Below are 13,530 nucleotides of genomic sequence, written 5' to 3' on the forward strand. Positions count from 1 at the left end.
TCGGATGATTCAGTCCTTTCGTGTAATGTCGTAGGAGAGGGGGACACCAAACCTTTCAGCAAAGTACATTTCCAACATGAGCAAGCGCCCTGGAGTCATCTTGTCAATTTGCTTTTGTATACGGGCCTTGCCTTTTTCGGTGAGGACAAAATCCTCATCAGCTCGTTGGATCAGGCCGTCGTCATCTAGCTGCTGGAACACGCTGGCGATAAATCGGTCAAGAGTCGCTTTTTCCAAAGTCATCCAACCAGCCCTCTTCTTGCCCACGATCCGCCGCCATCCAGTTGAGTAAGGCTGACCTGACGTTCAAGTGGCATCCGCTCAACATATCGAATCAGTGTAACGTCATTGCCAAGAATCTCATTGATAATCCATTGCTGACCCTCGAAAGATACAAACTTGCCTTTCCAAACGAACATTGGCGATCCCTCCATAAAATTTGTTGTCGAAGGAAACACCCTTTCCATCGGAACATCAGCCGTGATATACTGGTCCCTGAAAAGTGAATGGATCGGGTGTTATCCCGGAAAAAGTCTGAGCCGCTAACTCAGGCTTTTTTTATTGCCCTCATGCTCCAATCCCCATATATCGCGCCATGTCCATCAGACCTTGCAGCTTTACGTTTTGGTTGGCGGCGCTGTTTACATACACGTTGACTGCACCACGAATGCCGTATTTGCTTCTGGAGATTCGCAGCAGGAAGTTTCGTTCTTCTTCTTGCAGGTGCGGGAACAGCAGTTCCATATCTTCCGGCTGAGTTAGTTCCGTGCGGACATTCTTTCTCATGGAGATGCGAGAGAACAACTGCGCGAAAGCTGCTTCGCCTCGGCCCGTCATTCGGGTATAAACTTCTTCGTTTCCGATCAGGACCAAACCGACGCCGCTTTCGTCCGCGATGGATCGCAGATGATCCAGGGCTTTCAGCGGAAGATGCTGCGCTTCGTCTACGATGATAACCCTGCCGGATTCGACCAGTTTCTCGTTGATCTCTTCATACATCCGACGAATGGATCGGCCTTCTTGGACTTTCAGTGCCTTTGCAAGTTTTTCCGTAACACCTTTAGTCGTTCCGAAAGCTGGCGACATAGTGATGACAACCGCTTCAGGATGGTTGCGGGCATATTCCCGGATAGCTTCGGTCTTGCCGATCCCTGCGTCGCCGTAGACAATACCTAGCACGTTTGCAACATGGCAGTAAGTGATGATGTCCAGGACCGCTTGTGACTGAGAAGTATGTACAAAGTCCGGCTTCTGTGGTGCAACCTCCCTGGCCTCGTCAACTGTGAGGAAAGCCCGAATCTTACCAAAGAGCTTGTGAGGGGATGGATAGGTCTCTTTCAAAAACCGACTGAGAGCCGCAGGCGAGATACCCAACGCTCTTGCTACTCCTGACTGTGACATCCCCGTTTTTTCCATGTGGTCTTTTATGGCCTGGATCAGTTCCAACCATTCATTGGTGACAACCATGAAAACCGCTCCTTACTTCTTGGTTTTTTGAGCCGCACTTATCATGCGAGATAGGTTAATGTTATTGGTTTGGCCCACAGCTTTTTTGAGAGGAGCTGCTTCGACTTTCCGCTCACCTGAACGAACCGGAGAGAGGACTTTTGCTTCAGCTTCAGTTGCTTCCTCAAGATTCTTGCGGGCTTGTCCCATCACAAGGTCCATTGGATCGGGTGCGTAAATTTCTGCGACAAGTGCTTCCTTGTAAGCTTTTACGCGCTTCTTAATCTTCTTGGACTCGCTTGCCACGTTCTTAATATCTTCCTTGCTGGCCCCGTATTCCAAAGCCTTTTTATGTGTGGCAGTCATCAGGAAACGGTCCTCCAGGTCATAGACCCGAACCTCTCCCAAATTCGCCGGATCGAATCGGACATAGACTTTCTTGCCGCGATACTGAGCAACAAGCTCTGTGTCGTAAAAATCGAGACCGTAACCGTAAAGCGTAAGCCGGACACCGTTTCTGCCAACCGTAACTGGCTTGGAAGAACGCATCAGCATCAGGTCTAAGTCCTCCGGCAGCGCAGTGCGTTTTTCAATTAACTGCTCGGCATATACTTGGTGTGGTGTTTTGCCGTTCATCCCATCGCCATAGTGTGGTTGATGATCCAACCAGCCAAAAGCGAAGGTTTCAAAAGCTTCCGCAAACTCTTCTTCCGTGACGATGTTGTTCGGGTCTTTTAAGATTTTTAGCAGCCGCTCTGGACGCTCCTTGACATGTCCACCCTGATAGGTGAGGAACAGTTTGGAGAAGTTTTCTTTCACTTCCCTGAAGGTCCGTTCAACCAGTTTCGCCTTTGCATTTTTTACCTTGGCATTCATCATTCGGATGCCCAATCGCTCAAACACCGCAGGCGGTTTGTGTTCACCATCGTTTTTCTTTGTCTTGCGCCGTCCACGTCCTCCAATGTCGCTTGCGAGGAAGTCCATACCGTTGTCGGTGTAGACCACTTTGGGGATGCCATACTTGAGGATGCCTTTCCGTATTGCCAGGAGGTTTGTATCGGAGTTTGGGTTTTCAGATACGACAATGGACATTGTTTTTCGGCTTCGGACATCGGTGTACATGGTTACTTGTGGGCGATAGGTTGATCCGTCTGGACGCCTTACCACTACGTCAAACTTATGGTTGTCTGCGACCCAAATATCATTGCTTGCAAGTCCTTGATAAGAACGGCGGGCAAATGGTGCGACTTTATCATCGAAGTCTTTTTCGCCGTATCTATACATGCGGATGACTGCATAGGGAATGGTTGTGATCCTTCGCTCGAAAGCCTTACATGATGGTAACGGGCCGAAGTTGTTTTCCTTGGCCCAAATGCTCACCCATCTGTAACACGCTTGGGCGCTGGGCCTATTCTCATCAAGGTAATACTGCTGAAATATACTCCAGACCACCTCGGGTATAGTTGACTCACCACGATTCCAACCGCCTCGGCGATCTACTAGGGCAGCGTCTCCCTGTTCCATCCAGGACTTGTATTTCCGATGTAGCGTTTTGGCTGTCACTTGATTTTCAGGATGGGCAAGATTCCAGTTTTCGCAGAACATTTCATCAAGCTCAGCTTTGGTCATTCCAGGTTGAGATCGGAAGGCTTGCCACTGATCGAAGCACTTTCTCCAGTAACCAATTTGCTCACGCTCTTGATCGCTAAATACTTCAAGTGGAGCTTGCGCTTTTTGATCCGTGCTATTTTCAACTACTTCTTTAAACAACTTGACTGCTTTTTTCTGCGCCTGGATCGGGAGAGAAGAAACAGGGATTTGATACTCAATTCCTCCGCGCCCTCGCGTTCCAGTTTTTACAGCATTAGCTTTTAGCTTGTTGCTACTGATTTGCTTTTGTACCGCTCGCTCGGATATGCCCATGAGACGAGCGGTTTCCTTGACGGTTAAAAGTTGCAACTCGCCCACGGTCTGCCTCCTTCCTTATTCAGCTTTTTGGCTTGTTTCTGTAGATGAATGATTGTACTGTTCCCACTCCTTGCTACTTTCCGAATACTTGGTGTAAATATCGTTGTAAAGACTCATCAGATATTCACGGCGTTTAGTTAGGAAAGAAATTTGAGTGCTTAACTCTTCAATTTCGGGTGTTATCTGTGCCGCTATAGAAGCACAATGCAGCATGATAGATTCATGATGTTTCCTGTATGCTGAATTTTTCTTCGTTTCGTCAATAGTCGCCAAAGATTTCAACATTACGGATAGATCGCTGGGGTGGATCAGATGAGGCTTTTCGTTCATTTAACTCCCTCTTTCAATCGAATTACTCCGCTTTCGGAAGGCGGCGCTCCGTGAACAAAATGTCATCTATCAATTTTCGATACTTTTTTGCTGGTCTTGTCCCAGAAATGAGGTCTGACATTCTGTTTTCGGGAATTCCATTCCGTTCGCAGAATTCTTTTTGATCCATCTGCAATTCAGCCAATCTTGTTTTGATCGCCCAGCCATATGGAGTGATTGGCTTTTTTCTCAACAAATTTCTCACCTCCATCGACAAAGTAAGTCATAGTCAGATTGATAGTGCTACGCTATAATTTGTGGTAACTCACTTCCCACAATTTCATTTTACTCCGAATACGGAGCGAACACAATACTTTTATTCCGTTTTCGGAATGAAATTTTAGGGGGAATTAAAAAATGGCACTACTCAAACGGAGTGATATTGATATGACAACAACTTTCGGGGAGAGGTTAAGGGAGCTAAGAACCGCAGAAAAGCTTTCAATGGATGCGTTAGCAAAAGAAATCGGAACTTCTTCAAGCAGAATCAGCGACTGGGAAAACAAAGGAGGCGATCCATCCTCCGTTTTCGTAGTGAGACTTGCCGAGAAGTTTGGCGTCACTCTGGAATGGCTCCTTACTGGAGAGGGACCTAAATACAAAAACACTGAACCTCCAGTTGTTTTAGACACCAATGTCTGGAACAACATTTTTTCGGGTCAAAAACGGGAATTGAGTACCCAATACGATGAGAGTATCAACAGAAGAACCATGATTATTTCTCATAGACAAGGAAGCGGAAAGACTGCATCGACTTTATTTCTCAATAATCCTCTTTATTCCGCTATAAGCGCACTAGACAAAGAAGATATCGAGCTACTTACTCCGCTAATAAAAAGACTCGCTCAGAATAAAGCACCTCGCGAATTCACCCAACAGATGGGTAGAGGCACACGGATCACAGGTCAAATTATCGCTGAAGATAGAGAAACGGGTTATGAAGATGAAGGAGAGACTTTTGTTGAAATTCCTATCTTGGGACAAGCTGCTGCTGGCGTACCGATCTCAGTATTTAGGCTAATTGATGGGTATATTAAAGTGCCGGAACAATATAAGAATTGTTTCTCTGTCCGTGTTCGCGGAGATAGTATGGTAGGTGCTGGTATTAAGGATGGTGGCTATGTCGTTGTGAGGCAGCAAAACGCCGTTGATAATGGAGACATTGCTTTAGTTATGATTGGGGGAGCTGACGAAGAGGAAGTCACCATCAAGAGATTTAAGAAAGACGGTAACAAAATTCATTTAATTTCCGAGAACGACAGGTATCAACCCCTTATTTACGGAGCAAATGACGGAGTGCATATCCTGGGCAAAATTGTTGAGTGGTTTTCACCTGAAGAAGCTGTATCCAGAATGAATCAAACGATATAACCACCATCGAATTGTGGTATAATTTGTAATAAAATCACAAAAAGGAGAATAGTTTATGTCTCTTGTCTTTGGTGGGTTAAGTTTCGTTAGTTTTATTGGCTTTCTATTAGGAGTAATTGGAATATTTAGCCCCAATATTATGAACAAAGCTCAGAAGGGCCGGATGTTTTCAAGAAAACATTTTATTATCCAGGCTAGTCTAATGTTCATAGTCTGCCTAGTAATGATCCTGGCTTTCAGCATCTCCAAAGAAATCAGCCCAACCTCCGCAAATGCCGACAGTAAACCCGCTGCCACACCCCAACCAGTCACCCAGGCCAAGACGGTAGTACAGGACAAGCCAGCAGAAGCACCAAGCATTCAGTCAGCTCAGCCGCCTGTACAAGAATTATCTTCTTTAGGCGTTAAAACACAGGTAGTTATTTCATCATTCATGGAGCCGGGGAACGTAACTACCGAACCTATTCAAGCGGTAACAGAATGGAAGAAACAAAACATTGGTGGTAAAACCTCCTACATATCGCATCCTACTGGTTTTTCTTACATAGAGGTTTTTGAAAATACTAATGGTGAAGTGAGCAGCATTTCAATGATTACTTCAGAATTGAACAGCAACACCCCGGTTCTTGAACAAATGACTTTAATGGGATTTGCAACTAAGATTGTAATTCCAGATGTAACACAGGCCGACATGAATAAAATTTTTGCCCTGGCTTCCGAATCAGTAAAGAAACCCAATGAACCACTTGAGTATGACTTTAATGGTAAAAAATTCGAGTTTTCCTTTAATGATTCTGCTAAAAGTCTTGCTTTTAAGATCAAGCCAGCAAATTGAGTTTTTTTATTCATTATTCCGCATGTTTATTCAATTGCTTTTTAAAAAGACTTCCACAAGAGAAACTTGCTTATAACACCAGTATTTTCAACTAACGAACCAGTTCGTAAGTTCGTTTGGAAAAGTTCGTTAGGTACGGCGAGAAGATTTCCGTTTTTTACTCCCTTTCAAAGCCGAGTTAAACGCAATATAATGCGGTTTTAAACAGCTTTTAATGACCTAAATTTAAAAGGCGACCTTCGGACCCTTACAGTCTGAAATCGCCTTTTTTTCTCGTTTTTTCTCATTTTGCTTTTCGTACTTGTCTTATCGTAGAATCCTTGGTATAGCTCACTTTTCATCACTTTTTTTCGGTTTTCGTCATATCTCATTCTGTGTGTCTAAGTACACCAAGCGCTTGGCTGGATGTCCGGGACTGTGTACGGGAGTTCGTGGAATCATGTGTTTAGTTTACTTCCGTGGACAGTCGGATTCTTCATTCTGATTATGATGCAGGCAAGGACACTGAATTCATTGGAGCTAGGGGACGAAATAGCAAAAGGATTGGGTGTTTCCGTCGAACGGAAGCGGCTCATTTTGATTGCCATTAGTGTGGCGTTGGCAGCGGCAGCAGTCGGGATTGCAGGAGGAATAGGCTTTGTTGGCTTGATGGCTCCGCATATGGCACGCAAGCTGATCGGTTCAGGCTACAGTCGTTTACTCCCTGCCTCTGCCATACTTGGTGGACTTTTCGTTTTAGTGGCTGATTTGGTGGCACGGACGCTGTTTGTCCCACTGGATGTGCCTGTTGGCGTGTTTACGGCAGCGGTAGGAGCTCCTTTTTTTATCATGATGCTTTATCGCAGCCGCCAAGGATAGGAAAGACTCCAAAAGTGATCCTGACCACAAGGGTCACTTTTTTGTGCTGCTGTATCATAATTTGGCAGGAAAATTGCATGAGAGAACGAATATAATGAAAATAAAGAGTCATCGAGCAGCATGAGCAAGTGCGAAGGAGGCGAGCTTCATGAACATGGGATTGGGGTTATTTCAAGAACAAACATTGAAATTAGTGATGACGCCGGAATTACGCCAAGCGATTACCATATTGCAGTATTCAGCCATTGATCTCATCTCCTATTTGCAGGATCAGGCAAATGAAAATCCTGTTTTCGACCTTGAAGTGGCTGGAGAAGTCGCTTCTGCAAAAGCAGAGAAACCAGCTCCTGAGATTGACTGGAAAGAAATTGTGGGCAATCGCGCGACAGGTGAGTACGGCTCGTCGAAAAATGAAAGCACTTACAATCCGCTGGATCACGTCCAGCAAGGTGCGGAGACGCTGTACGAACATCTGGAGCGTCAACTCGGCTATGTAAAAGGATTCTCGTCGCTGCAAAAACAGATCGCTCTCTTTTTGATCGGGAATCTGGATGAGAAGGGGTATTTGGAAATTACATTGGAGGAAGCGAGTGCGCGCCTGGGCGCTGAAATGCTGGAGATTGAGGACGTGTTGTCCGTTTTGCAGCATTTTGATCCGGTAGGCGTAGCTTCACGCAGCCTGGAAGAATGTCTTTTGCTGCAGCTCGGGCATTTGGCGCTCGATGATGAAAAGATCGTTCAGGTCGTTCGCAACCACCTGCAAGATTTGGCGGACAATCGCTATCAGCGGATCGCAGACAAAATCGGATGTACACCGCAAGAGGTACAGGCGATGGCAGACCTGATCCGTACGCTGAATCCGCGTCCAGGGGCGGCTTTTTCCACAGTAGAGACAAGATATGTCATTCCAGATGTGACGGTAGAGAAGGTCGGGAATGATTATGTAGTATTGGTCAATGATGTTGCTGCACCGCGACTGAAAATCAACAGCTTCTATGAAAAAATGCTGAGCCAGCAAAAAAGTCAGGATGAAGCCAAACAGTTCATTCACGATAAGCTGAATGCCGCCATGTGGCTGGCAAAAAGTCTGGAGCAGCGCCGCTTGACGCTTATGCGTGTAACACAGGCCATCCTCGATATGCAACGGGAGTTTTTTGATCGGGGAATTCATTATTTAAAGCCCATGACGCAAAAGGAAATAGCAGAGCGGGTCGGCCTGCACGAATCGACGATCAGCCGGGCAACCAGCAACAAGTACGTCCAAACACCGCGCGGAATTTTTGAGCTGAAGTATTTCTTTACGTCAGCACTCTCTACTTCCAGCGGGGAAGCGACTTCTTCTGAGAGTGTGAAGCGCAGGATCAAAGCACTGATCGAGCAAGAAGATCGGAAGTCTCCGTTATCTGATCAAAAGTTGGGTGAGATGCTCCTTACAGAGGGGATTGAAATCTCCCGCCGCACGGTTGCCAAGTACCGGGAAGAGATGCTGATCCCATCGTCGGCCAAACGAAAGAGGTTTTAATGAGAATGAATGAAAAAACGTTTGAAATTGTTTTGTACGGACGAAAGAAATGTCATTTGTGCGACGAGGTGGAGCTCTACATCCGAGGTCTGGCGGAGGAGTTCCCCCTTCGTATGCGCATGGTTGATATTGAAAGTGATCCGGTCTTGCATGAAGAAATGATGTTTGTCATTCCAGTAGTTGAGATAGATGGAGAGATCGTGTTTCGCTCCATTACACATGTGGTGACGCTCGAGGAGCTGCGAAACGAATTAGATAGACGTGCCGCTCAGTCATGAGTGGCACTTTTTATATAGGCTCGGGGGAACTTGCAAGATTTTGTTAAATATGATACATTCGAGTTGTAGCAAGTGATCTTTTTTTTGCACCAAGCGGGACAAAAAATGTATATACAGGGACATAAAACGTCCCGATCAACAATTTGTAACCAAGGAAGAAGGCCAAATGCGACGTTTACTGGAACTGCAACAAAAATTGTTGCCTGACTTGATTCAGGTTTTGCGTCAGCGGTACATGTTGCTCCGATCCATCTATCATTTGCAGCCGATTGGCAGAAGAGGTCTCGCTCAAGCCATGGATACCACTGAGCGTATTTTGCGGGCAGAAGTGGAACTGCTAAAAGAGACGGGGCTCCTTTATGTAACGGCTGCCGGAATGAGCCTGAGTGAAGAAGGACAACAAGTCTTGGACGACATGGAGCCTCTCGTCGGAGAGCTATTCGGCCTTACTGACTTGGCGGAGCGCCTGCAAAAAAAGCTGGGCATACCAGAAGTCATTGTGGTGCAGGGCAACGCAGACCAATCGCCTTGGGTAAAGGAAGAGCTGGGACGGGTAGGGGCAAGGGTCCTCAAACAGGTCGTGCAAGAAGGAGACATTGTAGCGGTAACAGGTGGTTCATCCATCGCTAGCGTAGCAAGTCATCTGACGCCTTCTGCTTCGTTCAAAAACGTTCAGTTTGTCCCTGCTCGCGGTGGACTGGGAGAACGCGTAGAGCTGCAAGCGAATACGCTCGCTTCCGCCATGGCAGCGAAAACAGGTGCTTCTTATCGGCTTCTTCACGTACCGGATCGCCTCCATCCAGAAGCCTTGCAGACATTGGTCAAAGAGCCGCAAGTGCAAGATGTGTTGTCGCTCTTGGGCGAGACTCGAATCGTTTTGCATGGAATCGGGGATGCCGTCAAGATGGCGAAAAGGCGAAATTATTCGGAGGAAGAGCTCGCAGAATTAGTGGAGACGGGTGCTGTATCAGAAGCATTCGGCTACTACTTTAATGAAGCGGGAGAAACGGTCCACAGAATGCCGACCATTGGTTTGCAGCTTGAGGAAGTGCACAAGGCAGAAACGGTGCTCTCCATTGCGGGGGGCGAAAGCAAGGCAAAAGCGATTCTTTCCTTTGCTAAGCAATCGTGTCAGAATGTACTCATTACGGACGAAGGGGCAGCTTACACGCTGTTGTCCACACGATTGTAACGGAAGGAAGTCGGTCGCATGTCTATCACATCGGTAACACCCATCTTGGCAATGATCGCTGGCATCATTTTGAGCCTATCGCTCGGTTTTCCGATCGCATGGGGGATTGTTTTTGCGATCTTGGTCACACTGGTTAGTGTAAAAAGATTGGGGTATCCGTGGAAGCAGCAGCTCGTTTTTGGCTGGGAAGGTGTCCAAAAGGCAAAGCCCGTCCTTACGATTCTGTTTTTAGTAGGACTCTTGATTCCGCTATTAATGATGGGAGGAACCATACCCGCCATCATTTACTACGGATTGTCGATTGTGAATGTCGAGTATTTGTTCGTCCTCTCTTTTCTGTTGACCGCAGGCGTCAGTTATTTATTGGGTACATCAATCGGTACGCTGAGTACGATTGGGCTGTCCCTGATGGGCATTGCACACGCAGCAGGGATATCACCTGCGATCGTAGGAGGTGCGCTCATCTCTGGAGCGATGGTGGGGGAACGTTTCTCACCGATATCCAGCAGTCGTTTACTGGTGCTTTCCAATGTCGGTATGACAGAAGAGCAGGAAAGAAGAATACGGCGTCCTGCTTTGCTTACGGTAGCGATTTGCGCGTTGCTTTTCCTGATCCTTGATCTGTTTCGACCGCAGGCGAACTCGACGGATACCATTCAAATGTACCAAGAGCTGCTAGTCAGTCATTTTTCTGTACATTGGAGCTTGATGCTGCCGCTCGTCGTATTAATTGCTTCTTTTGCACTGAGAGTCAAGGCGGTCAAGGCATTGTTTTACGGTATCGGAGCCAGTGCGATTCTAGTCGGGATCAATGGGAATTTGGATGTGAAGACGTTTTTTACATCGATGCTAGTTGGATTTGAGCTTCATTCAGGAACGCCGCTGGATCAACTGGTCCATGGGGGCGGGATGTTCGCCATCTTCAGTGTTCTGGCGTTAATCATTCTCGCAGGCTTTTTAAACGGCATTTTGAACAGAGCCAATTTATTAACCCCCATCGTAGACAAAATGATGGGCCATACAAAAAATAAGACAGTATTGGTAGCGAAGGCAGCGGCATTGTCGTTGTTAGTGGTCATCATCAGCTGTAATCAAACCATTCCGATTCTGGTTCTCGGCTCTACTCTTCTCGGGCGGTTCTCCCAATGGGAGGGAGGGCGCGAGCTGTTGGGCAAGACGATGCTGGACTCCACAGTTGTCATGCCTGTACTGATTCCGTGGAACGGACTATCGATGATGATGGCGCTCACGTTAGGTGTTTCGACGATCCAGACATTGCCCTTTGTGTTTTTTCCAATCTTATTACCGATTGTAACGATATTATCGACCCGCTGGTTTTCGCCGGAGGGCAGGTTTCTCGCGATGAAGAATAAAGCTAGCTAATGAGCAGGAGGTATACATTATGGTAAAAGTAGGTATTAACGGATTTGGTCGTATCGGTCGTAACGTATTTCGTGCAGCACTGAACAATCCGAATGTAGAAATCGTAGCGGTCAATGACCTGACAGATGCGCACACACTGGCGCACCTTTTGAAATATGACTCCGTACATGGCGTACTGAACGTGAACGTTGAAGCTTCCGAGAACACGCTCATCGTTGACGGCAAAGAAATCAAGGTGTTGGCAGAGCGCGACCCCGCTCAACTCAAGTGGGCAGATTACGGTGTTGAAATCGTAGTGGAATCGACTGGACGCTTCACGAAGCGCGAAGATGCAGCGAAGCATTTGGAAGGTGGCGCGAAAAAAGTCATCATCTCTGCTCCAGCAACAAATGAAGACATTACAGTCGTAATCGGTGTAAACGAAGACAAGTACGATCCAGCACAACACACCGTGATCTCCAACGCATCCTGCACAACGAACTGCTTGGCGCCATACGCGAAGGTTCTCAATGAAAAATTCGGCATCGTACGCGGATTGATGACAACCGTTCACTCTTACACCAATGACCAGCAAATTCTCGACCTGCCGCACAAAGATTTGCGCCGTGCCCGTGCTGCTGCGGAGAACATCATTCCAACCTCTACAGGAGCGGCAAAAGCAGTGGCACTCGTATTGCCTGAGCTGAAAGGCAAGCTGAATGGTTTCGCTATGCGTGTACCAACTCCAAACGTTTCGGTAGTGGACCTGGTAGTTGAGCTGAAGACAGATGCAACTGTTGAAGAAATCAACAACGCGCTGAAGGAAGCGGCAGAAGGCCCGCTCAAAGGCATTCTGGGCTACTCCGAAGAGCCGCTCGTATCGTCTGATTACAACGGAAACCCTGCATCCTCCACAATTGATGCTTTGTCTACTATGGTACTGGAAGGAAACATGGTGAAAGTCGTTTCCTGGTACGATAACGAGTGGGGTTACTCCAATCGTGTCGTAGACTTGTGTCATTATGTTGCACAGCGCGGCTTCTAACACGTAAAATAGAACTGTTGTGGAAAAAAAGGGAGAGCAATCTCCCTTTTCCCATATCTTTTTTCCGAATAAAAAGCCAATGATTTGGGAGGATCGTTCATGAACAAGAAATCTATCCGCGATGTTGAGCTGGCAGGCAAGCGCGTATTCTGCCGTGTCGACTTTAATGTGCCGATGCAGGACGGGGTAATCACCGACGATACACGCATTCGTGCTGCTGTACCAACCATCCGTTTCATGATGGAGGCAGGGGCCAAAGTAATCCTGGCGAGCCATTTTGGGCGTCCTAAAGGCCAAGTAGTGGAAGAGATGCGTCTTACTCCTGTCGCAGCCCATCTATCCTCGCTCTTGGGCAAGGACGTGCGTAAGCTGGAAGATTGCCATGGTGCTGACGTAGAAGCGGCAGTGGAACGGATGGAATCTGGCGACGTCATCCTGTTGGAAAACGTGCGCTTCCATGCGGGAGAAGAAAAGAACGATCCAGAACTGGCAAAAAGCTTTGCGGCCTTGGCTGATCTGTTTGTCAATGATGCATTCGGGACAGCTCACCGGGCACATGCTTCTACAGCGGGAATCGCTGAGTACATACCCGCAGTTGCGGGCTTGTTGATGGAAAAGGAGATTCGCTTCATGGGCGGAGCCTTGTCCAATCCGGAGCGTCCGTTTACAGCGATTGTCGGCGGTGCAAAAGTAAAAGATAAAATTGCTGTCATTGAAAATTTGTTGACCAAAGTTGATCACCTAATTATCGGCGGCGGTATGGCGAATACATTCCTCAAAGCACAGGGGTATGGCATTGGTGCTTCTCTGTGTGAAGACGACAAGCTCGATCTCGCACGTACGTTGATGGATCAGGCAAAAGAGCGCGGCGTTCAATTGCTGATGCCAGTTGATGTAGTGGTAGCTGACCGTTTTGCGGCAGATGCAGAAAAGCAGGTCGTGGCAATCGATGCAATCCCAGATGGCTGGATGGCACTCGATATCGGGCCAAAAACAGTGGAACAGTACCACAGGGTCATTGTAGATTCGAAAACGGTTGTATGGAACGGTCCGATGGGCGTATTTGAAATGGATGCCTTTGCAGGCGGCACGATTGGCGTAGCCAAGGCGATGGCAGCATGCAGCGGTACGACCATCATCGGTGGCGGTGATTCCGTAGCAGCTGTGGAGAAAGCAGGCGTAGCCGAGCAGATGACACATATTTCTACAGGCGGCGGAGCGTCCCTGGAATTCATGGAAGGCAAGGAACTGCCAGGCGTAGCTGTGTTGGCAGATAACCAATAA

14 protein-coding genes and 1 pseudogene are annotated in these 13,530 nt (G+C 47.3%); 9 read left to right on the top strand and 6 right to left on the bottom strand.

Going from position 1 to position 13,530, the window contains the following annotated elements; genetic code table 11:
- Positions 1–9 precede the first annotated feature (9 nt).
- From EL268_RS02775 to EL268_RS02800, 6 genes are all read right to left on the bottom strand, one after another.
- On the bottom strand, positions 10–243 hold the full coding sequence (locus EL268_RS02775) for a hypothetical protein (RefSeq protein ID WP_092266360.1): 234 nt from the start codon (positions 241–243) through the stop codon (positions 10–12).
- Positions 240–419 carry a hypothetical protein gene (locus EL268_RS02780; protein ID WP_106656319.1) on the bottom strand — a complete coding sequence of 60 codons (180 nt, stop codon included), beginning with the start codon at positions 417–419 and terminating at the stop codon, positions 240–242. Before EL268_RS02780 ends, EL268_RS02775 begins: the two co-directional genes overlap by 4 nt.
- Before the next feature lie 148 nt (positions 420–567).
- Complete coding sequence (locus tag EL268_RS02785; RefSeq protein WP_106656318.1) at positions 568–1,467, bottom strand: AAA family ATPase; 900 nt, start codon at positions 1,465–1,467, stop codon at positions 568–570.
- A 12-nt stretch (positions 1,468–1,479) separates the two neighbouring features.
- Positions 1,480–3,414: a Mu transposase C-terminal domain-containing protein gene (locus EL268_RS02790; protein ID WP_106656317.1), complete on the bottom strand. Its 1,935-nt coding sequence runs from the start codon at positions 3,412–3,414 to the stop codon at positions 1,480–1,482.
- Between the two features lie 15 nt (positions 3,415–3,429).
- A complete protein-coding gene (locus EL268_RS02795; protein ID WP_106656316.1) occupies positions 3,430–3,744 on the bottom strand; it encodes a hypothetical protein in 315 nt (104 codons plus the stop codon).
- Between the two features lie 22 nt (positions 3,745–3,766).
- Positions 3,767–3,979 (bottom strand): Rha family transcriptional regulator, encoded by a 213-nt coding sequence (locus EL268_RS02800; RefSeq protein WP_092266365.1) that lies wholly within the window; start codon positions 3,977–3,979, stop codon positions 3,767–3,769.
- Positions 3,980–4,140: 161 nt separating this feature from the next.
- Between EL268_RS02800 and EL268_RS02805 the strand changes: the two genes are divergently transcribed.
- From EL268_RS02805 to EL268_RS02845, 9 genes and pseudogenes are all read left to right on the top strand, one after another.
- Entirely contained in the window at positions 4,141–5,154 is a 1,014-nt protein-coding gene (locus tag EL268_RS02805; protein ID WP_106656315.1) for a helix-turn-helix domain-containing protein, read from the top strand.
- 55 nt (positions 5,155–5,209) lie between these two features.
- Positions 5,210–5,989 carry a hypothetical protein gene (locus EL268_RS02810; RefSeq protein ID WP_106656314.1) on the top strand — a complete coding sequence of 260 codons (780 nt, stop codon included), beginning with the start codon at positions 5,210–5,212 and terminating at the stop codon, positions 5,987–5,989.
- Positions 5,990–6,388: 399 nt separating this feature from the next.
- Positions 6,389–6,847, top strand: a pseudogene (locus EL268_RS02815) (FecCD family ABC transporter permease); the annotation flags it as partial.
- Positions 6,848–6,995: 148 nt separating this feature from the next.
- On the top strand, positions 6,996–8,369 hold the full coding sequence (gene rpoN / locus EL268_RS02820) for an RNA polymerase factor sigma-54 (protein ID WP_106656312.1): 1,374 nt from the start codon (positions 6,996–6,998) through the stop codon (positions 8,367–8,369).
- The gene (locus EL268_RS02825) at positions 8,369–8,647 is read left to right on the top strand and encodes a glutaredoxin family protein (protein ID WP_174769413.1); all 279 of its coding nucleotides are present in this window, start codon (positions 8,369–8,371) and stop codon (positions 8,645–8,647) included. The genes rpoN and EL268_RS02825 overlap by 1 nt, the downstream gene beginning before the upstream one ends.
- A gap of 166 nt (positions 8,648–8,813) precedes the next feature.
- Positions 8,814–9,839: a sugar-binding transcriptional regulator gene (locus EL268_RS02830; protein ID WP_106656311.1), complete on the top strand. Its 1,026-nt coding sequence runs from the start codon at positions 8,814–8,816 to the stop codon at positions 9,837–9,839.
- Between the two features lie 18 nt (positions 9,840–9,857).
- Positions 9,858–11,222 (top strand): Na+/H+ antiporter NhaC family protein, encoded by a 1,365-nt coding sequence (locus tag EL268_RS02835; RefSeq protein WP_106656310.1) that lies wholly within the window; start codon positions 9,858–9,860, stop codon positions 11,220–11,222.
- A gap of 19 nt (positions 11,223–11,241) precedes the next feature.
- The gene (gene gap, locus EL268_RS02840) at positions 11,242–12,246 is read left to right on the top strand and encodes a type I glyceraldehyde-3-phosphate dehydrogenase (protein WP_106656309.1); all 1,005 of its coding nucleotides are present in this window, start codon (positions 11,242–11,244) and stop codon (positions 12,244–12,246) included.
- Positions 12,247–12,345: 99 nt separating this feature from the next.
- Positions 12,346–13,530 carry a phosphoglycerate kinase gene (locus tag EL268_RS02845; RefSeq protein ID WP_106656308.1) on the top strand — a complete coding sequence of 395 codons (1,185 nt, stop codon included), beginning with the start codon at positions 12,346–12,348 and terminating at the stop codon, positions 13,528–13,530.

It is taken from the genome of Brevibacillus brevis (assembly GCF_900637055.1).
GTDB classification, from domain to species: Bacteria; Bacillota; Bacilli; order Brevibacillales; family Brevibacillaceae; genus Brevibacillus; species Brevibacillus brevis.

What these genes read in the sequence shown, in the direction of transcription:
- EL268_RS02805 (WP_106656315.1), top strand. Translation starts at nt 4,141, where the DNA reads ATGGCACTACTCAAACGGAGTGATATTGATATGACAACAACTTTCGGG.
- EL268_RS02825 (WP_174769413.1), top strand. Translation starts at nt 8,369, where the DNA reads ATGAGAATGAATGAAAAAACGTTTGAAATTGTTTTGTACGGACGAAAG.
- EL268_RS02835 (WP_106656310.1), top strand. Translation starts at nt 9,858, where the DNA reads ATGTCTATCACATCGGTAACACCCATCTTGGCAATGATCGCTGGCATC.
- EL268_RS02785 (WP_106656318.1), bottom strand. Translation starts at nt 1,467, where the DNA reads ATGGTTGTCACCAATGAATGGTTGGAACTGATCCAGGCCATAAAAGAC.
- rpoN (WP_106656312.1), top strand. Translation starts at nt 6,996, where the DNA reads ATGAACATGGGATTGGGGTTATTTCAAGAACAAACATTGAAATTAGTG.
- EL268_RS02845 (WP_106656308.1), top strand. Translation starts at nt 12,346, where the DNA reads ATGAACAAGAAATCTATCCGCGATGTTGAGCTGGCAGGCAAGCGCGTA.
- EL268_RS02780 (WP_106656319.1), bottom strand. Translation starts at nt 419, where the DNA reads ATGTTCGTTTGGAAAGGCAAGTTTGTATCTTTCGAGGGTCAGCAATGG.
- EL268_RS02795 (WP_106656316.1), bottom strand. Translation starts at nt 3,744, where the DNA reads ATGAACGAAAAGCCTCATCTGATCCACCCCAGCGATCTATCCGTAATG.
- EL268_RS02810 (WP_106656314.1), top strand. Translation starts at nt 5,210, where the DNA reads ATGTCTCTTGTCTTTGGTGGGTTAAGTTTCGTTAGTTTTATTGGCTTT.
- gap (WP_106656309.1), top strand. Translation starts at nt 11,242, where the DNA reads ATGGTAAAAGTAGGTATTAACGGATTTGGTCGTATCGGTCGTAACGTA.
- EL268_RS02775 (WP_092266360.1), bottom strand. Translation starts at nt 243, where the DNA reads ATGACTTTGGAAAAAGCGACTCTTGACCGATTTATCGCCAGCGTGTTC.
- EL268_RS02830 (WP_106656311.1), top strand. Translation starts at nt 8,814, where the DNA reads ATGCGACGTTTACTGGAACTGCAACAAAAATTGTTGCCTGACTTGATT.